Below are 18,406 nucleotides of genomic sequence, written 5' to 3' on the forward strand. Positions count from 1 at the left end.
TTTGCCTAGTTACGTTAGGCGAACGGTTAATAAAGTGTCTCACCACTTTATTAACACGCTGTGCTCTTTTATTTTTTTAGTTTTTATTTCGATTTTTTCGGTAACGGATTTGGTCACAAATAACCAGAAAAGTGTTGCCATTTATAATTTTCGATATAGTACAAAATTGCGTAATGTTGCGGTTCATTACGCTTTTAGGCAGTTTAAGTTTTATAAATAATAGACTTTGGAGATGTAAAACAATTTGAAAATATAAATGTCCAAGGAACTAGCCGTATGCTAACATTAGCGGAGAAAGGTGCTACATTCCATTTTATTTCTACAATTGGTATCCCGTTAGAATTAGCGGTAGATCAATGGGATACATACATGAAAACTGGTGATTTTAATTACAGTGTAGACTTAGAGAATGTATATTCAAATAGTAAACTACAAGCGGAAAACATTGTTCGTGAAGCAATGAAAAATGGTTTGCGTGGAAATATTTATCGTGCAGGTAATTTAGCATGTCATTCAGAAACAGGTTCGTTCCAACAAAATATTGAAGGAAACGCATTTTATCGTCCTATTAAAACAATGCTATTAATTGGGAAAGCACCAAATGTGAAGTGGAAAGTTGATTTCACACCAATTGATTTTGCTAGTAAATCAATTGTATCGTATTTGCAAGATGCGCAAATTATAGGAGAGACGTTACATATTTGTCATCCACATCAAATTGAGTTTGAACAATTTATACAGCTAATTGGAGAGTGTGGATACAATCTTGAAATGGTTCCACTTTCAGAATATGTAAATACCGGACTTGCATTAGCGAAGGGAAATGAAGTAATAGCAGAGTTAATTGCTTCTCAAGTTGCAGGAGATGGAGCGCAGCAATCTGAAATTGTAATGGGTACGCGTAGAACGAATAAATGGATTAAGAAAAAAGAATTGATAGTACCAGCAATTAATAAAGAATTTATTCAGCAGTTATTAGCTCATGGTGAAAAAGTTGGTTATTTTCCAAAAATAATGAAATGATTATGCATGCTTTTGTTTGTTCAATAAAATAAATCATGCTACAATGAAAACGAATTAAGGACCGGGGAGCCAATTGGCTGAGAGGATGTAAGTAAACATCGACCCTCAACCTGATCTGGATAATGCCAGCGTAGGGAGTTACTTAAAGTGATGTAGCATATGTTATTCTGTAATAACTTGCATAAAAGGCTTTCCTACGCAGTAGGAAAGCCTTTTCTTATTTTTGAAATTTATTTTTATAAGGGGGATTTTATTATGTCACAACAAGTTACAATGTCATTTTCAGTAGTACCACAAGCAAAAACGAAAGATGTATATTCTGTTGTCGATAAAGCAATTGAAGTTGTGCAACAATCGGGAGTTCGTTATGAAGTAGGGGCAATGGAAACAACTTTGGAAGGAGAATTAGATGTACTTCTTGATGTCGTTAAACGTGCGCAACAAGCTTGCGTCGATGCTGGAGCAGAAGAAGTGATTACTTCTATTAAAATCCATTATCGTCCAAGCACTGGTGTAACGATAGATGAAAAGGTTTGGAAGTACCGTGATGAATATGCAAAACCAGAAGCAATCTAAACTTATTACAACTATTTGGCTTATCCTTCTCATTGCGATATGGGAAGGATCTGTTTCATTATTTAAAATCGAACCGTGGATTTTACCAAAGCCTTCTGCCATTGTTCAAGAATTAATTGGGATGAAAGATTTACTATTACCAAATACGATGCAAACACTGCAGGAAGTTATAATTGGACTATTCTTTGCAATTTTATTGGGGACGAGCATCGCAATTATTATGGACGTTATACCGTTATTTCGTATTTTAATAAATCCATTGCTCGTTATTTCGCAAACAATTCCAATTGTTGTACTTGCACCGCTATTTATTATTTGGTTTGGATATGGGATGTTGCCGAAAGTAATGGTCGTAATACTCGTTTGTTTCTTCCCAATTGCGCTTAGTATTTTAGAAGGTTTTCAAACAGTAGATAAAAACATGTTGAAACTGTTACAAACAATGAAGGCGACAAAATGGCAAGTTTACCAGAAAGTAAAATTTCCAGCAGTGCTTCCATACTTTTTCTCAGGTTTAAAAATTGCAGTTACATATAGCGTAATGGGGGCAATTATCGGAGAATGGCTCGGTGCAAGTGAAGGATTAGGCGTTATGCTTACGAGGGCTACAAAATCCTTTTTGACTGCCCGAGTATTTGGTGTTGCAGCAATCATCGTTATGGTGACATTATGCCTGTATTTTATCGTAGAGTTTATGGCAAGAATAACAGCACCATGGATATATAGAAAGGACGGCAGAAAATGAAAAAAGGTTTGAAAGTTATGTTAGCTGCCTTAGTAGCGGTAGGTGTGGCTGGATGTAATCCGGCGAAGAAAGAAGAAAGTGCAAGTAAAGATCAAAAAGTAAAAGTAGTATTAGATTGGTTTCCAAATACGAATCATACTGGCTTGTATGTAGCGCAAACGAAAGATTATTACAAAAAGCAAGGATTAGATGTAGAAATTATTCAACCAGGTGACAATGTAACAGCAGAGCAAATGATAGCATCAGGAAAAGCAGACTTCGCAATAAGCGCACAAGAAAATGTAACGTTAGCTCGTGTGGAAGGAATTCCTGTTGTATCTGTAGGAGCGATTATTCAGCATAACACTTCAGCGTTTGCATCGCTTAAGAAAGATAATATGACGTCACCGAAAGATTTTGAAGGTAAACGTTACGGCGGCTGGGGAGGACCAGCGGAAGAAGCGACATTAAAGACGATTATGGATAAACATCAAGCTGATTTTAATAAAGTTGAAAAAATCATCTTAGGACAAACAGATTTCTTTAAATCAATCGGTCGTGATGCAGATTTCGAATGGATTTATTACGGTTGGGATGGTATTGAAGCGAAGCGCCAAGGAAAAGAGTTAAATACGATTATGGTGAAGGACTTAGATCCAGCGCTTGATTTCTATAGTCCTGTTATTATTACGAGTGAAAAACATACGAAGCAAGATAAAGACTTTGTGAAAAAGTTTATGAGTGCAACGACAGAAGGTTATAATTTTGCAATTAAGGAACCGAAAGAGGCTGCTGATATTTTAATTAAAGCTGTTCCAGATGTAAATAAAGATTTAGTTCAAGAAAGCCAAAAATGGTTAAGTACGAAGTATCAAGATGATGCTAAAGCATGGGGAGTACAGAAGGAAGAAATTTGGACGAATTACATGAATTTCTTATATGACAACAAAGTTATTAAAAAGAAAATCGATGTAAAAGATGCTTTTACAAATGAATTCCTTCCAAGTGAAAAATGAGCGGATTACAAATAAAAAATATAGTGAAATCTTTTGACGGAAAGAATGTATTAGAGAATATTAGTGCCTCTATACAAGAGGGAGAGTTTGTTTCCTTTGTAGGACCAAGTGGTTGCGGGAAAAGCACATTATTAAACATGATTGCAAATGTTGAAAAACCAACAAGCGGGAACGTAACGTATAACGATAAGCAAGTACAAGAGCAAGATGTTGTTAGTTATATGCCACAACAAGATTTATTACTACCGTGGCGATCAGCTTTGCAAAATATCGTTCTTCCGTTAGAAATTGAAGGAAAGCCGAAAAAACAAAGGCTGACAGAAGGAATGGAAGCATTAAAGCAGTTCCAACTAGATGAATATGCAGACCATTATCCAGATGAATTATCTGGTGGTATGCGTCAAAGAATTAGTTTTCTGCGCACATATTTATGTGAAAAGCCAATTATGCTGCTGGATGAGCCTTTTGGTAAATTAGATGCATTTACAAAAATGGAAGTACATAGCTGGCTTTTAAACTCTTGGCATCAAGAAAAGCAAACAATCGTTATGGTGACACATGACTTAGATGAGGCAATCTTGCTTTCAGATCGCGTATTTATTTTATCTCAAAGACCAGCGTCAATAGTTGGCGAGGTACAAGTGAAATTACCTAGGCCGAGAACGATGGATATGTTAACATCACTCGAATTAAAAAAGGATAAAGAAGAGATTTTAAGTGTGTTAGCTCCTTATATGAAAAAATAGAAAAAGCTGATGTTTTAATTTTAGACGAACCGACTAATCATTTGGATGTAGAAACTAAGATGGCTTTACAGGAAGCGTTACAACAATACAAAGGAACGGTTTTAATTGTCTCACATGAACCTTCTTTCTATGAATCGTGGATAACAAAAGTATGGAATATAGAAGATTGGAATACTGAACAATATGAATAAAGAAAAGGCATTAGCTTTTAGGAGCTAATGCCTTTTCTTTGTGATTAACATGATTTTCGAGAACTCTTACATGAGAATTGTATGAAGAAGCACTCTTATGGTGCGCTTATAAGCGTGCTTTTTCTTTTGTTATATTTATAATACGAAAGCCTTTCCCTAACAGGTGACTATCTTTCTTTATATATATAGATAGTTCAAAATGGAATGAAAATAATTCCTTTATGTAAAGGATAATATGGATATTATAGGAAGACAATAGAAATTAAAGGAAATTCATGTAAAATTCAAATGAACTTCATATAAACTTCATATTAGAAATTAAATATAATTATAATAGGTTATTATGATATTTTTGATTTTTCGTAAAATTAAAAGTTTGAATTTAGGAGGTATTGCTCAAACCTAAATTCAAACTTTAGTGAATTAATTAATGGATATTACGTCTAGTTTTCGCTAATGACGGTATTTAAAAGTTCGGCAGGATTACCTGTTCCTGCACCGCCAATTGTAATAGATCCACCAGGAGGAATTTCACCATTCCATCCTGCGTTCGTAATTACATAATGATTATTTGTTTTACTACTAATTTTAGAATCCCAAACTTGTGTTAAATTACCGCTATAATCAAATTCTAATTTCCAATTTTTAATAGGAGTCGTTCCATTATTTTTGATTATAATCGAGAAGTTATAACCGCTGCCCCAATTCGAAGTGACTGAAAATGTAGCAGTACCATTTCCATCAGGAGGTGTCGTATTAGCTTCATCCGTTTTGACAGTAAGAGCGGTAGGTTGTGATTTATTTCCAGCAGCATCTTTGGCAATTATTGAAAATGTGTATTCCGTATTAGGTTTTAAGTTTTTAATTGTAATGCTATTTGTTGTTGTACTCCATTTCTCTTCTCCAGCAGTAATTTCATATTCCATAACTCCTACGTTATCAGTAGATGCAGTCCAGTTTAATTGAACTGAGTTTGAATTTTTATTCGTAACTACAACGTTTTTAACATTCGTTGGTGGCTCAGTATCTTTTTGACTAATAGGTCCACCAAGTAATTCTTTTACTAGCGTATCAAGTAATTTTGGACCACTGCAACTATATTTTGGACTTGTACGGCAATCTCCGCTTAGTTCCCAAAACATTGCTCCACTTAAACCTTTCGTCTTTATATAGTCTGTTTTGTATTTCATAGATTCATTGTCATCGTAGCTAATAAATGTGCCTGTAGTTGCATTATATAAATAAGGTACTTTAGCTGTGTCATTCCAGTAGCGTACAAAACCATTTTTATTAACGTAATTGGCTGCTAAATCACCGTAATCATACACACCTGTGTCACCGGTAGAATAATCATCCCAAGTACCTTTAGAAGCAAGTTTCCCATCACTACCTGGTTTGCAAGGTTGATATTGTCCGTTATTTTCTTTGCCACAACTTTTCCAGCCACGTCCGTAAAAGGGTACGCCTAATACTAGTTTATCGACTGGAACACCTTCATTTGTATAAACATTTATAGCACCATCTACGTAAAAATTCGTATTTGCTGCTGGGTCATTTGGATCCTTATATAGAGCTGCATTATGATTAGAAGTAGCTTCCCATCCGCCGTGGAAATCATATGTCATAATATTAATCCAATCGAGTATTTGAGAAATTTTCTTTAGCTCTGTATGATCAGCGTAGCGTTGGCTTGCGCCTGAAGCGATTGTTAGTAAATATTGTTTGCCATCTTCAGCACCTGCTTTATTCAAAGCATTTCGGACATCTTGAAGAAGGAGAGTGAAATTTTGTTTATCTTCAGGACGATAACTACCACCAGGAATCGTTTCAACGCCCGGATATTCCCAGTCTAAATCTACGCCATCAAACCCATATGCGCGAAGAAAAGCTACTGTAGATTCAGCAAATACTTTTCTTGTTTTTTCATCAGCGGCCATATCAGAAAAGCGGTTAGACCAAGTCCAGCCACCAACGGAAATAATTGTTTTTAAGTGAGGATATTTAGCTTTTAATCGTTTTAGTTCCCCGAAATTTCCGCAACGGGCATATTTATCGCAATCTTCCCAAGTTGTCCCTGAGCCAGGATACGATTTGGTAACATCAGCCCATGGTTCACCGAGTACGAGAGTACCATTAGGAACCTCTTTATTTTGCAATGGTACACCAGATTCTTTACAGTTCCACGTTTGTTTATTTGGATTATCAGGATGAGTAGAAGGGTTTCCATGTTTTCCATTCCAACAAATATCCGCGAAAGCATAGTTAAGGTGAGTAAGCTTTGATGCATCAATGTCAGCAACTTGATAATTACGTCCGTAAACGCCCCACGAAGGAAAGTACCCAACAATTTTTTGACTTTGCTTTGGTGAATCTGCTAATGCGAGATTTGGAGTAATAAAATTTGTGAGAAAAAGAGGTAAGAAAAGTAGTAGAGATAGTAATAGCAGTGTGAATTTTTGAGACCTCATAGCCATTTCTCCTTTCAAAATAAAAGATATATTTAAAGGCATACGCCAATAAACCAAAATGAATCTAGACGTATGAAACATCTAGATAAAATGATCAGACATCACGAAGTCTATACAAGGGAGCTGGGGGTGATTAAATCGTAACAAATGTAAGATTTAGTGTAAACGCTTTATTAAGTTGAAAAAGACTTTCTCAATACAAAAAGGCTTGAATACAAACTATATATGAAAACTAAAGATTGGTATGGGAAGAAAAAGCTCATTATAAATAAATTTGAGAAAAAATTGTATGGAGCCAATTATTAAAGACGTAGAAAGATCAGGAAATATCATGTAAAATAATAGTAAAAATATGTAAAGGAGGGAATAGTGTGGATGTGTTTTTGAACATTGCTGAAGAAAAAATTCGACAAGCAATACGGAATGGTGATCTTGATTATCTTCCGGGAAAAGGAAAACCACTACAATTAGAAGATCTTTCAATGGTACCTCCAGAACTTAGAATGAGTTATAAAATTTAAAAAAATGCGGGAATGATTCCACCAGAAATGGAACTACAAAAAGATATATTAAAAATAGAGGATTTAATTGCTTGCTGTTATGATGAAGAAGAGAGAAAGAAATTACGAGAAGAGTTTACAGCAAAAACTCTTCGTTTTCAGCAGGTAATGGAAAAGAGAAAGATTAAAGATAGTTCAGCTTTTCGTATGTATCAAGGCAAATTATTTCGTAAATTACGCTAAGAGGGATAAGATGACTACATTTAAAACGATAGAAGAATTAGCGACCTATATCGAAGAACAACAATTGGTACTTCTGTTTATTAAAACGGAAAATTGTGGTGTTTGTGATGTTATGCTAAGAAAAGTAAATTGCGTATTAGAGAATTATGATTACGTAGAGAAAATAGAGATATTACTACAAGACATGCAAGAGATTGCGGGGCGATATGGAGTATTTACAGGGCCAACAATTTTATTATTTCATAATGGAAAAGAAATTCTTCGTGAATCACGCTTCATTTCACTTGAAAATCTAGAGAGAATCATTCAATTATTCGAGGAATAGGGGAGGCTTTTATATGGGATTTATTATTGTCATACTATTATTTGTTGTAGTTGGAATAATCGTAACAGCAGTTCGATCGAACAAAAAGAAGGTGAACTTGGCGAAACAAAATAACATACATAATTCATCTAACAGCTCATCACCATTATTTTTCTTTGCTGGATCGGATAATGATAGCTCGCATGATGGCGGTTCACATGATTGTGGAGGCTCTTTTGGGGGAGATAGCGGAGGAAGCTGCGGTGGCGGTGGGGATTGATGAAAATGCGCCTTATATAGGCGTATTTCTTTTTAAACAAACGTTTGATTAGTCGGCTTACATATACATAAACACAGTTAAACAAACGTTTGATTAATATTTTTAACATACTAAGGTGAATGGAAATGAAAAGGGAACCGAAAGTGAAAAATAAGGGGAAAGTAGTGTTATTTTTATTAGCTGCGGGAGGCGTATTTCTTGTTAAATTAGCATTTAAATTTGGAACAATACATATGATTCGAACTTGGTTTGAAAGTACGTTTTCTTAAATAAGGAATATAGCCTCTTGCGATAGAGGTTTTTGATTTGTTATTATTAGACTGAACGGTCGGTTTAAAGAGGTGTGAATATGAGAAGAAGCGCAGAAGAGATAAAGAAAGAAATTGCATACAAAGCAGAAAGTCTATTTTCACAGAAGGGCTACGCAGCTACATCTATGGAAGAGATTTGTGAAATTACAGAGCGAAGTAAAGGAAGTATTTATTATCACTTTAAAAGTAAAGAAGAATTATTTTTATTTGTAGTGAAACAGCATACGTATGATTGGCTTGAAAAATGGAATGAAAAAGAGAAGTTGTATAGCACTAGTACTGAAAAACTATATGGTCTCGCGGAATATCATGTAGAGGACATACAGCAACCAATTTCAAATGCCATAGAGGAATTCTCTATGAGTCAAGTTGTAAGTAAAGAGATTTTGGAGGAACTATTAGCTTTAACTAGAGAATCATATGTTATGTTTGAGAAATTAATTGAAGCAGGTATACAGTCTGGAGAGTTCCGTGAAGATAATACTCGTGATCTTATGTATATTGTGAATGGATTATTATCAGGGCTTGGAGTACTTTACTACGAGCTAGATTATAAAGAGTTGAAGCGTATTTATAAAAAGGCAATAGATGTATTGTTAAAAGGAATGGCAGCTGAATAATAGGTCAGTTGCTTTTCTTACAAAATAAATTAGACTGAACGGTCGGTTTGTGAAAGGGGAATGAAAATGAACGCTTTATTTAAAAACCGAGCATTTATGCTCGTTATGGCGTCTGATATTTTACAACAATTTGCAATTTGGATCAGAAATATGGCTCTTTTGTATTTTATAATGGAGCGAACGAATAATGATCCGGTTTCTGTTTCTTTGTTATCAGTTATGGAATATGCACCTATTTTTATTTTCTCGTTTATCGGTGGTGCGCTAGCTGATCGCTGGAATCCGAAAAGAACAATGGTCACTGGAGATGTGTTGAGTGTACTGTCTATTATAGGAATTGTCCTGTTGTTAAAGCTGGATTATTGGCAGGCTATATTTTTTGCAACACTCATTTCCGCGATTGTAGGTCAGTTTTCTCAGCCCTCATCTTCGCGTATATTTAAGCGCTATGTAAAAGAAGAACAGGTAGCAAATGCGATTGCATTTAACCAAACATTACAGTCATTATTTCTAATTTTTGGACCAGTGGTAGGATCGCTTGTGTATACACAACTTGGTTTATTTACGTCACTATATAGCTTAATCATTTTATTTTTGTTATCTGCTATCGCCCTTTCATTTTTACCAAAATGGGTTGAAAAAGAGCAAGTGGCGAGAGATTCATTAAAAAATGATATAAAAGAAGGTTGGAAGTATGTTCTTCATACGAAAAATTTACGTATGATTACGATCACTTTCACCATTATAGGCTTAGCTGTTGGATTAACAACTCCATTAGAGGTGTTTCTTGTAATAGAACGCCTTGGAATGGAAAAGGAAGCAGTTCAATATTTAGCTGCAGCTGATGGAATAGGTATGTTAATTGGTGGTATTGTTGCTTCAATTTTCGCTTCAAAAGTGAATCCGAAAAAAATGTTTGTATTCGGTATGGGCATATTAGCAATGTCATTTTTAGTAGAAGGGCTATCTACATCATTTTGGATTACTAGTTTCATGAGGTTTGGAACAGGTATTTGTTTAGCTTGTGTTAATATTGTTGTCGGTACGCTTATGATTCAACTTGTACCAGAAAATATGGTTGGAAGAGTAAATGGGACGATTTTACCACTGTTTATGGGGGCAATGCTAATTGGAACTTCACTAGCTGGAGGATTAAAGGAACTAACTTCACTAGTTACTGTGTTTTGTATAGCAATGGCACTTATTTTATTAGCGATAGGGCCAGTTCTACGTATGCAAATAAAAAAAGAAGATGTTGCTAATAAAGAGGCACTAACAAATTCGTTAGCTTCGAAATAACTATTGTAAGGGAGCAATATTGCTCCCTTTTTCTTTGAGGAACTTTTGACAACTATATGAGCCAATTATATACTGATGTTGTAAAAACGATTTTACAGGTTAGGAGCAATGGTGTGAAAAATCAAATCTATGAATTACGCACTGAAAATAATATTTCACAAGGCGCATTAGCTGATAAATGTAAGGTTTCTAGACAAACGATAAATGCAATTGAGAATAATAAATATGATCCAAGTTTAGCGTTAGCATTCCGTTTAGCTGAAGTATTAGGAACAACTGTTGATAAATTATTTTTGTACAAGCAGTAGAGTCGTTCATTATAAGTCGCACCTTTAAAAATAAAAAAGATCCTCTTCTTATGAGAAGAGGATCTTTTCTTATAGCGTTTTAGTCTTTGGACTAGGTGGTGTAACGGATGTATTATTTTCTGGAACTCTAGTTAGTAAGAATCCTCCGATAATAAACAGAACAATAATACTAAGAACACCAGCGTTTGTTTTTCCTGTTAATTGGGTTGTAACACCGACTAATACCGGACCCATAATTGCGGCAAACTTGCCAAATATATTATAAAATCCGAAGAATTCATTAGCAGATTCTTTAGGTACTAGTTTTGCAAAGTATGAACGACTTAGTGCTTGAATACCACCTTGAGATGTAGCAACTAACATTGCTAAAATCCAAAAATCAAGTGTCGTTTTTAAAAAATAAGCATATGTGCAAATAATGATATAAATAATGATACCGACATATAACATTTTTTTACCAGTAAATGTTTCAGATAATTTTCCGTATAGTAAAGCAAATGGACAAGCGACAATTTGTGTTACAAATAATATGATTAATAGATTCGTTGCACTAATACCGAGATCGGTTCCGTAAGCGGTAGACATAGTAATAATTGTGTCGACTCCGTCAATATAGAAAAAGTAAGCGATTAGAAACATAAATACAGTTTTATATTCTTTAATATTTTTAAAAGTATCAGCAAGACGTTTGAAGCTCATTCTAATAGGTCTTGGATGACGCTCAATATAGTGTGTTTGCTCTACGTTTTTTAGCATTGGAATTGTAAATAATCCCCACCAAAGAGCTGTTATTGCAAAGGAAATTTGACTAGCAATGCCGACCGATAAGGGAATAGTTCCTTTTTGGGAAAGAATAATAAGAGCGATACAACCGATAAAAGGAATTGTACTCCCGATATAACCTAATGCAAATCCTCTTGTAGAAATTCGGTCCATTCTATCTTCAGAAGTGACGTCTACTAAAAATGCATCATAGAAAATATTTGCTCCAGCAAAGCCGATTAAGGCGAGCATATAGCACCCTAGCAATAAGTACCACTGAGAGATTGGAACGACTGCTAACATACTTGTAAATACGATACCGAGTCCAAAGAAGAATGTGAAAAAACGTTTTTTAAATCCTTTATAATCAGCAACTGTGCCAAGAATAGGAGCAAGTATAGAAATTAAAAGTGTTGCGAATGAGTTTGCATATCCCCAATATGCTGTTGAAGTTGCCCCAGATAGTCCAGCTTCTTTTGCAGCTGCTTTAAAGTAAATTGGAAATAATGCAGTTGTAATGACGAGCGAGTATACGGAGTTCGCCCAATCGTATAATATCCAGCTTTTTTCTTGTCTGGACATTTTTTTCATATAATGTTCCCCCTTAAATTTGTTTTACTAACAGTGTACAAAAATAAAAATTATAAAAAGAGAAACAGTGATGAAATTTACATAACTTTTACATATATACACTGTTCTTTACAATTGGAGTAAATCCTCTACAATTGCTCCGTCTGTTTCACCTAAGTGTAAACCGAGTAGTCTAGCGATAGTTGGGCCCTCATCAATAAGTCTCATATACGGTATGGTAATGCCGCTTTTTATCCCTTTCCCAGCAGCTATAAAAATTGTTTCATAGTTAGGTTTTGTTGGAGAGTATCCATGCGTACCAAATGTATATTTTTTACTAGGCGTAACATCTTTTTCGGTAATTTCTTTTATAAAATCTCCTGTATAGTTTTCAGTGAAATAATACCCTTCTCGTGCTTCTAACATGAATAAACAATTACCGTCTGCACCGCAGTCTTTCGCAGCTTCATCATGAAGTATAAATTCAATTCCGTTTTGTTTATTTTGAAGTAGCTCTTCAAGGAGTAGTTGTACCTCCCGAATTGTATCCGTATCATTTTTGTCCTTTACATATACATAGGCAGAGCCGTCGCAACTTTGGCAATAGGCTTTCCAGTCTACTAATTTTCTTTTTTTATTAAGAGATATAAGTCCTCTTTGATGGAATAGCACATTTAATTGTATGGATTTGTTTTCACTTAAAGCGCTATGATCACCAAGGGCAATAATTGTACTTTCTTCGTATAAGTCACTTTCTTTTAGTGCTTGAATAATTTTCCCTAGACGTTCGTCGTGTCTCTGGATAGCAGCTATTGTTTCGTTAGATTCAAAGCCGTGATAGTGTCTTTGTGTGTCTAGATCGGTGAAATGTACGAACATGATATTAGGCTTTTTCGTCTGGATTGTATGCACAGCAGAGGCGAGGACGAAATCATCCAGCTCTGGTTGTGATAAACCATTTCTTATATGGCCGAAACGACGATTTAAATCTAATTGGTATAGTGGGCTACCGCTAAATAAGGAAACTAACACTTGATTTTGCCAAGGTCTATTTGGAAAAATTTCTGGTAAATTGTAATCGATGTTCGCTCTTCCAGTAACAGGCCATAGAAGGGCAGCTGTCGTTAAATTTGCTTTGCGCGCTTCATCATACAATGTTGTTCCTTTTATTGATTTTCGGTACCAATGCCAATCAGGTGATTCACGCCCTGGTTGAAGTAACGTATTGCTAACAACACCGTGCTTGTTAGGGTAATTACCGGTTACGATTGTTGAGTGGCTTGGATATGTTACAGAAGGATAAATTGGTTCTACTTTTTCGACAACCGTGCCCTTTTTTATTAGAGATTCGAAATGAGGTAGTTTTTGTAGTATAGGAAAATCTAAAGCTGATAAACAGTCGAATGATAAAATAATGACATGGTTTGTTAATGCTTTATCCATAAAGTTCCCTCCTGATTATATAAAACCTATTCTTATATATTACTATTAATACCTAGTAATAAAAATATATTTTTACGTGAAAATTTATTATTTATTTTCAGAAAAATTAAACATATAATTAAGTATAAGGGAATCTATGGAAGGAGGAAACACTATGGATTGGTTAGATGGATTTGGTATCTTTTACATCATTGGCGGAATCACGATTATCCTTGTATTTGCTATTTCATATTTACTAAAGAAACGGTTTCCAGACAAACAGTTCGATATTATATTTGCACTTAGTTTAATACTTCTTTGCTTAGCGTCCTTTCCCGTTACAATGATTGTTATTGGTGGGTGGGAAGGAATGGGATATGGATTTATTGGTTTCTTCGTTCTACTTGGTACACTTATCGGTATGATTGCACATCAACTTGTGAAAATTACGCGGAAAAGCTACGTATAAAACTGCAAAAAATGAAAAGAATATATAAAAATAAGAAAATTAGCTATTGTTTTAAAAAAGAATTTGTATTATGATAATCAACAAATTTATTTCGTAACTACTCAGCCACCTTTCGGTGTCTTTTTTAAATTTTACTAGTTTCATATGCCTCCCATTTGTAAATACTGAGTATATCAAACAGGGGAGGTGAATCTTATGGTCGATCGAAAAATTATTTTAGATACATATAAAAAAGGACCTGAAGCTGTTATTTCTTTATTTGAAGAAACATTTTCTAAGTTAGAAAAACGTATACAAGAACTAGAAAATGCTTCAAAAAAAAACTCCAAAAATAGTCATAAGCCACCTTCTACAGATGGTTTGGGTAAGCCCGTTACAAAAAGTTTGCGCAAACCGTCTCATCGTCAAACGGGTGGCCAGTTGGGCCACAAGGGACATACTCTTGGTTTGACAGCGACTCCAGATCATACGATTACACATTCTCCTACATATTGTACTTGTTGTCATACTTCCTTGAACCACGAGCCTGTAAAAGGGTATCGCATTCGCCAAGTGTATGACTTACCACCTATTCAGATCGAAGTGACAGAACATAAAGTAGAACAGAAAGAATGCCCACATTGCCATTCTATCCAAGAAGCCCAATTTCCTTCGACAGTATCTCGTCCTGTTCAATATGGTCCAAATATAAAAAGACTGATTCCCTATTTAACGCATTATCAATGCATTTCTTTGAAGCGAACAAAAGAATTCTTTCAGGATTGTTTTGGACATTCTATAAGCGAAGGAACCCTGGTAAATCATACACAGGCTTTCGCTTCTCAATTGCAGCCATTCATAAAAGAAGTAAAGGAAAAGATTCTGCAGTCTCCTGTTGTCCATTTTGATGAAACTGGTATGCGTGTAGAAAACAAAACACAATGGTTACATACTGCCAGTACACCGGAGGTGACATTGCAACATATTCATCAAAAACGTGGAAAAGAAGCAATGGATGCTGGAGAAATCTTGCCATCTTTTTCTGGAATTGCGATGCATGATGGTTGGAAATCGTATGATGCGTATACAGATTGTCGTCACGTTTTATGTAATGCCCATCTCTTACGAGATTTACAAGGAATTATAGATAGTACTGGAGAACAATGGGCACAACAGATGCAGAAATTTCTAACGCAAGCGTTGACGATGAAAAAGCAATCCGAAGGTACCATGCCAAAAGCGACGCAAAAGAATCTGTTTATTATGTATCAATCCATATTGAAAGAACAACAGATTCTTTCCACGAAACAAAAGAAGAAAGGAAAGCAGACGCCTTCTCAAAATTTATGGAATCGCTTCGTCAAGTATTCTGACAGAATTCTAGCGTTTTTAGAACATCCAGCCATTCCATTTGATAACAATCAAGCAGAACGGGATATTCGGATGACGAAAGTAAAACAGAAAGTGTCTGGGACTTTCCGAAGTAAGAAAGGCGCAGAATCTTTTTGTCAGATACGAAGCTTTATGAGTACCATGAAAAAACAAAAACAATCGGTCTTACAAGCGATAAACCAAGTCATAGAAACTAGAACGGTTCCTTGGAATAACACGACTTCATAAGAGAATTTCTCTATTTGGCATAGATTCTTTCTCTGATTGGAGTATTTTCTTTTCATGTTTTCGAATCGGAAACATGTATTTGGCCTGTTTTTTTATTTGAAGAAGCTGAGTAGTTACTTTATTTCGTTATAACGATGAAAAAGGACTAGTACATGTTCAACCTTTTTAGCAGAGAGAGAATCCGTCAGGCTGAAAGATTCTTAAAAAGGCAATATGGAACCTGCCTTTGAGTTCTGCATATGCAGCGGGAATTTCCCGTTATCAAAAAGAGAGCATGCGCAATTTTTGTGCATGAATCAGGGTGGTAACGCCGACAAAGCTCGGTCCCTATTTAGGGACGCGGGCTTTTTTGTATTTTCTAGAAGGAGGAAGACTGACTATGGCAAAAGAACAAGTGCAAGCCATTACGAAGATGGAAGAGGACTTTGCGCAGTGGTATACCGATATTGTAAAAAAAGCCGAACTTGTTGATTATTCAAGTGTAAAAGGATGCATGATTTTACGTCCGTATGGTTATGCCTTATGGGAGAATATGCAGAAGGTGATGGATGAGAAGTTAAAAGAAACTGGCCATGAAAATGTATATATGCCAATGTTTATCCCAGAGAGTTTATTGCAAAAAGAGAAGGATCATGTTGAAGGATTTGCTCCTGAAGTAGCATGGGTTACGCATGGTGGAGATGAAAAGTTAGCGGAAAGACTTTGTGTACGTCCTACATCTGAAACTTTATTCTGTGAGCACTTTTCAAAAATTGTGCAATCCTATAATGATTTGCCAAAGTTATATAATCAGTGGTGTTCAGTAGTTCGTTGGGAGAAGACAACTAGGCCGTTCCTTCGTACGACTGAATTTTTATGGCAAGAGGGTCATACAATCCATGAAACGGCAGAAGAATCGCAGGCTGAAACATTAAATATTTTAAACTTATATGCTTCTTTCTGTGAGGATTATTTAGCAATACCAGTTATTAAAGGACAAAAAACAGAAAAAGAGAAGTTTGCTGGAGCAAAGGCAACTTATACAATTGAAAGTTTAATGCATGATGGAAAAGCACTTCAAACAGGAACCTCTCATAACTTTGGGACGAATTTCTCAGAAGCATTTGATATTAAGTTTTTAGATCGTAACGGTAAGTGGCAATATGTGCACCAAACATCTTGGGGTGTATCAACAAGAATGATAGGCGGGCTAATAATGGTTCATAGTGATAATAATGGACTTGTAATGCCACCAAAAGTCGCTCCAGTGCAAGTTGTTATTGTACCAATTGCTCAGCATAAAGAAGGAGTTTTAGCAAAAGCAACAGAGTTACAAGCACATATTCAAAAGGTTGCACGAGTAAAAATAGATGCTAGTAATAAAACACCAGGCTGGAAATTTAATGAGTATGAAATGAAGGGGATTCCAATTCGATTAGAAGTTGGCCCTAAAGATATTGAAAAGAATCAAGTTGTACTTGTAAGAAGAGATACGAAGGAAAAAGAGTTTGTACCAATGGATCAATTAGAAGAACGTATTCCAGCATTACTTGAAGAAATTCATATTGCTTTATTTAATAAAGCAAAAGCATTTCGCGATGAGAATACGTATGTTGCGACAAATTTCGAAGAGATGAAAAAAATAGCTGATGAAAAGCAAGGCTTTATTAAGGCAATGTGGTGCGGGGAATTAGCTTGTGAAGAAAAACTAAAAGAAGAAGTTGGCGTATCTTCACGTTGTATGCCTTTTGAGCAAGAGCATTTAGCTGAAGAATGTATTTGTTGTGGTAAAGAAGCTAAACAAATGGTGTATTGGGGAAAAGCGTATTAATACTTTTTCTGATAGGTGATAAAAGGACTTTGGGCTGCATAATAAAATGTAATCCAAAGTCCTTTTTAGTTTTATACAGTATTTCATGTACTTTTTAGATGGAAGGATGTTGTTCTTATTTTACGTTTTTACGACGAATAAACAGTAACATACCAATTAGGAATGTTGAAAGCCCCATTAAAATAGATATAGGGTAATGCGTTGCAGTATTAGGTAATTTATCACCTTGTTTTTTCGTATTATCTTTTACATTACCCCCTTGAGAACTGCTATCACCTTTAACACGATTGCCGCCTTGAGAGCCATTGCCGCCAGAACCGTTACCACCAGAACCGTTACCGCCAGAACCATTGCCACTAGAGCCATTGCCGCCAGAACCGTTACCGCCAGAACCATTGCCACTAGAGCCATTGCCGCCAGAACCGTTACCGCCAGAACCATTACCGCCAGAACCGTTGTCACCAGAGCCACTGCCGCCAGAACCGTTGCCACCAGAACCATTGCCACTAGAGCCATTGCCGCCAGAACCATTGCCACCAGAACCATTGCCACTAGAGCCATTGCCGCCAGGACCGTTGTCACCGGAACCATTGCCACCAGAGCCATTGCCGCCAGAACCGTTGTCACCGGAACCATTGCCACCAGAGCCATTGCCGCCAGAACCATTACCGCCAGAACCGTTGTCACCAGAACCGTTACCGCCAAAGCCGTTGCCACCAGAACCATTGCCACCGGAACCGCTGCCGTCAGAGCCACTACCACCAGAACCGTTACCGCCGGAACCATTGCCACCAGAGCCACTGCCACCAGAACCGTTACCGCCAGAACCATTGTCACCAGAACCAGTATCGTCCTGAGAACCGTTATTTCCTGGAGGTATATTATTATCCTTTGAGTTTCCTTCTGCAAAATGATCGCTATTTTGTACAATAGCGTTTGTTAATGGTTGGAAGTTTTCAGTTGCAGCATTACCGATATTTAAACCGCTAAAAAAAGATAAAGAGAGTGTTGATGCTAAAATGAAGATTTTCGTCATGGTTTTCCTCCTAAGAGATTAATGTTCCATCTAAAATACATCCCTTTGTAATATTTCTTAGGAAAAAGAGTTTTATGCAAAAAAAACTATATATAGAAAAAGGTGGTGTATTTGTCAAAGCAGAAAAGA

General features: G+C 35.9%; 17 protein-coding genes, 3 pseudogenes, 1 riboswitch and 1 other annotated feature. Of the genes and pseudogenes, 16 read left to right on the forward strand and 4 right to left on the reverse strand.

The features are described 5' to 3' along the window. Window positions 1-225: 225 nt before the first annotated feature. From AC3WVZ_RS00115 to AC3WVZ_RS00140, 6 genes and pseudogenes are all read left to right on the forward strand, one after another. Window positions 226-1,023, forward strand: a pseudogene (locus AC3WVZ_RS00115) (SDR family oxidoreductase); the annotation flags it as partial. A gap of 52 nt (window positions 1,024-1,075) precedes the next feature. Continuing rightward, window positions 1,076-1,177: riboswitch (TPP riboswitch) on the forward strand. Between the two features lie 101 nt (window positions 1,178-1,278). Then, window positions 1,279-1,599: an MTH1187 family thiamine-binding protein gene (locus tag AC3WVZ_RS00120; RefSeq protein WP_000082906.1), complete on the forward strand. Its 321-nt coding sequence runs from the start codon at window positions 1,279-1,281 to the stop codon at window positions 1,597-1,599. After that, window positions 1,571-2,344, forward strand: coding sequence for an ABC transporter permease (locus tag AC3WVZ_RS00125; RefSeq protein WP_001057166.1), 774 nt, complete (start codon window positions 1,571-1,573; stop codon window positions 2,342-2,344). Before AC3WVZ_RS00120 ends, AC3WVZ_RS00125 begins: the two co-directional genes overlap by 29 nt. Beyond that, window positions 2,341-3,339, forward strand: coding sequence for an ABC transporter substrate-binding protein (locus AC3WVZ_RS00130; protein WP_000715573.1), 999 nt, complete (start codon window positions 2,341-2,343; stop codon window positions 3,337-3,339). Before AC3WVZ_RS00125 ends, AC3WVZ_RS00130 begins: the two co-directional genes overlap by 4 nt. Next, window positions 3,336-4,085, forward strand: a complete 750-nt coding sequence (locus AC3WVZ_RS00135) for an ABC transporter ATP-binding protein (protein WP_000016088.1) — start codon at window positions 3,336-3,338, stop codon at window positions 4,083-4,085. Before AC3WVZ_RS00130 ends, AC3WVZ_RS00135 begins: the two co-directional genes overlap by 4 nt. Next, window positions 4,082-4,276 (forward strand): annotated as a pseudogene (locus AC3WVZ_RS00140) (P-loop NTPase family protein); the annotation flags it as partial. The gene AC3WVZ_RS00135 and the pseudogene AC3WVZ_RS00140, both read left to right, overlap by 4 nt. A gap of 443 nt (window positions 4,277-4,719) precedes the next feature. Here AC3WVZ_RS00140 and AC3WVZ_RS00145 read toward each other — a convergent pair. After that, on the reverse strand, window positions 4,720-6,744 hold the full coding sequence (locus tag AC3WVZ_RS00145; protein WP_001257487.1) for a glycosyl hydrolase family 18 protein: 2,025 nt from the start codon (window positions 6,742-6,744) through the stop codon (window positions 4,720-4,722). Window positions 6,745-7,115: 371 nt separating this feature from the next. On the opposite strand from AC3WVZ_RS00145, the pseudogene AC3WVZ_RS00150 reads away from it, so the two are divergent. From AC3WVZ_RS00150 to AC3WVZ_RS00180, 7 genes and pseudogenes are all read left to right on the forward strand, one after another. Continuing rightward, window positions 7,116-7,487 (forward strand): annotated as a pseudogene (locus AC3WVZ_RS00150) (DnaJ family domain-containing protein). A gap of 10 nt (window positions 7,488-7,497) precedes the next feature. Beyond that, complete coding sequence (locus AC3WVZ_RS00155) at window positions 7,498-7,812, forward strand: thioredoxin family protein (RefSeq protein ID WP_000206515.1); 315 nt, start codon at window positions 7,498-7,500, stop codon at window positions 7,810-7,812. A 13-nt stretch (window positions 7,813-7,825) separates the two neighbouring features. Next, window positions 7,826-8,071: a hypothetical protein gene (locus AC3WVZ_RS00160; RefSeq protein ID WP_000505774.1), complete on the forward strand. Its 246-nt coding sequence runs from the start codon at window positions 7,826-7,828 to the stop codon at window positions 8,069-8,071. A 125-nt stretch (window positions 8,072-8,196) separates the two neighbouring features. Beyond that, complete coding sequence (locus AC3WVZ_RS00165) at window positions 8,197-8,340, forward strand: hypothetical protein (RefSeq protein ID WP_000817981.1); 144 nt, start codon at window positions 8,197-8,199, stop codon at window positions 8,338-8,340. Between the two features lie 80 nt (window positions 8,341-8,420). Beyond that, window positions 8,421-9,002, forward strand: coding sequence for a TetR/AcrR family transcriptional regulator (locus AC3WVZ_RS00170; protein WP_001254439.1), 582 nt, complete (start codon window positions 8,421-8,423; stop codon window positions 9,000-9,002). A 66-nt stretch (window positions 9,003-9,068) separates the two neighbouring features. Continuing rightward, on the forward strand, window positions 9,069-10,301 hold the full coding sequence (locus AC3WVZ_RS00175; RefSeq protein ID WP_233935851.1) for an MFS transporter: 1,233 nt from the start codon (window positions 9,069-9,071) through the stop codon (window positions 10,299-10,301). Window positions 10,302-10,357: 56 nt separating this feature from the next. Next, window positions 10,358-10,609 (forward strand): helix-turn-helix transcriptional regulator, encoded by a 252-nt coding sequence (locus tag AC3WVZ_RS00180; RefSeq protein ID WP_002023181.1) that lies wholly within the window; start codon window positions 10,358-10,360, stop codon window positions 10,607-10,609. Between the two features lie 69 nt (window positions 10,610-10,678). On the opposite strand, the gene AC3WVZ_RS00185 is transcribed toward AC3WVZ_RS00180, so the two are convergent. Next, the gene (locus AC3WVZ_RS00185; protein WP_211477905.1) at window positions 10,679-11,962 is read right to left on the reverse strand and encodes an MFS transporter; all 1,284 of its coding nucleotides are present in this window, start codon (window positions 11,960-11,962) and stop codon (window positions 10,679-10,681) included. A 108-nt stretch (window positions 11,963-12,070) separates the two neighbouring features. Then, window positions 12,071-13,384: an alkaline phosphatase family protein gene (locus AC3WVZ_RS00190; protein ID WP_211477906.1), complete on the reverse strand. Its 1,314-nt coding sequence runs from the start codon at window positions 13,382-13,384 to the stop codon at window positions 12,071-12,073. A gap of 154 nt (window positions 13,385-13,538) precedes the next feature. Here AC3WVZ_RS00190 and AC3WVZ_RS00195 point away from each other — a divergent pair, with 154 nt between their 5' ends. From AC3WVZ_RS00195 to proS, 3 genes are all read left to right on the forward strand, one after another. Next, window positions 13,539-13,832, forward strand: coding sequence for a YesK-like family protein (locus AC3WVZ_RS00195; protein WP_000383850.1), 294 nt, complete (start codon window positions 13,539-13,541; stop codon window positions 13,830-13,832). Between the two features lie 195 nt (window positions 13,833-14,027). After that, window positions 14,028-15,431, forward strand: coding sequence for an IS66 family transposase (tnpC, locus tag AC3WVZ_RS00200; RefSeq protein ID WP_100910632.1), 1,404 nt, complete (start codon window positions 14,028-14,030; stop codon window positions 15,429-15,431). Window positions 15,432-15,556: 125 nt separating this feature from the next. Further along, window positions 15,557-15,763: a binding site (T-box leader), on the forward strand. A gap of 47 nt (window positions 15,764-15,810) precedes the next feature. Continuing rightward, window positions 15,811-17,241 carry a proline--tRNA ligase gene (proS, locus tag AC3WVZ_RS00205; protein WP_001040977.1) on the forward strand — a complete coding sequence of 477 codons (1,431 nt, stop codon included), beginning with the start codon at window positions 15,811-15,813 and terminating at the stop codon, window positions 17,239-17,241. 115 nt (window positions 17,242-17,356) lie between these two features. Here proS and AC3WVZ_RS00210 read toward each other — a convergent pair whose 3' ends face one another. Then, the gene (locus AC3WVZ_RS00210; protein WP_233935852.1) at window positions 17,357-18,277 is read right to left on the reverse strand and encodes an LPXTG cell wall anchor domain-containing protein; all 921 of its coding nucleotides are present in this window, start codon (window positions 18,275-18,277) and stop codon (window positions 17,357-17,359) included. Between the last annotated feature and the right edge of the window lie 129 nt (window positions 18,278-18,406).

Source organism: Bacillus sp. CPT56D-587-MTF (assembly GCF_058792335.1).

Excerpts from the sequence above, each read along its gene's own strand:
- AC3WVZ_RS00120 (WP_000082906.1), top strand. The coding sequence starts at position 1,279 with ATGTCACAACAAGTTACAATGTCATTTTCAGTAGTACCACAAGCAAAA.
- AC3WVZ_RS00125 (WP_001057166.1), top strand. The coding sequence starts at position 1,571 with ATGAATATGCAAAACCAGAAGCAATCTAAACTTATTACAACTATTTGG.
- AC3WVZ_RS00130 (WP_000715573.1), top strand. The coding sequence starts at position 2,341 with ATGAAAAAAGGTTTGAAAGTTATGTTAGCTGCCTTAGTAGCGGTAGGT.
- AC3WVZ_RS00135 (WP_000016088.1), top strand. The coding sequence starts at position 3,336 with ATGAGCGGATTACAAATAAAAAATATAGTGAAATCTTTTGACGGAAAG.
- AC3WVZ_RS00145 (WP_001257487.1), bottom strand. The coding sequence starts at position 6,744 with ATGAGGTCTCAAAAATTCACACTGCTATTACTATCTCTACTACTTTTC.
- AC3WVZ_RS00155 (WP_000206515.1), top strand. The coding sequence starts at position 7,498 with ATGACTACATTTAAAACGATAGAAGAATTAGCGACCTATATCGAAGAA.
- AC3WVZ_RS00160 (WP_000505774.1), top strand. The coding sequence starts at position 7,826 with ATGGGATTTATTATTGTCATACTATTATTTGTTGTAGTTGGAATAATC.
- AC3WVZ_RS00165 (WP_000817981.1), top strand. The coding sequence starts at position 8,197 with ATGAAAAGGGAACCGAAAGTGAAAAATAAGGGGAAAGTAGTGTTATTT.
- AC3WVZ_RS00170 (WP_001254439.1), top strand. The coding sequence starts at position 8,421 with ATGAGAAGAAGCGCAGAAGAGATAAAGAAAGAAATTGCATACAAAGCA.
- AC3WVZ_RS00175 (WP_233935851.1), top strand. The coding sequence starts at position 9,069 with ATGAACGCTTTATTTAAAAACCGAGCATTTATGCTCGTTATGGCGTCT.
- AC3WVZ_RS00180 (WP_002023181.1), top strand. The coding sequence starts at position 10,358 with ATGAGCCAATTATATACTGATGTTGTAAAAACGATTTTACAGGTTAGG.
- AC3WVZ_RS00185 (WP_211477905.1), bottom strand. The coding sequence starts at position 11,962 with ATGAAAAAAATGTCCAGACAAGAAAAAAGCTGGATATTATACGATTGG.
- AC3WVZ_RS00190 (WP_211477906.1), bottom strand. The coding sequence starts at position 13,384 with ATGGATAAAGCATTAACAAACCATGTCATTATTTTATCATTCGACTGT.
- AC3WVZ_RS00195 (WP_000383850.1), top strand. The coding sequence starts at position 13,539 with ATGGATTGGTTAGATGGATTTGGTATCTTTTACATCATTGGCGGAATC.
- tnpC (WP_100910632.1), top strand. The coding sequence starts at position 14,028 with ATGGTCGATCGAAAAATTATTTTAGATACATATAAAAAAGGACCTGAA.
- proS (WP_001040977.1), top strand. The coding sequence starts at position 15,811 with ATGGCAAAAGAACAAGTGCAAGCCATTACGAAGATGGAAGAGGACTTT.
- AC3WVZ_RS00210 (WP_233935852.1), bottom strand. The coding sequence starts at position 18,277 with ATGACGAAAATCTTCATTTTAGCATCAACACTCTCTTTATCTTTTTTT.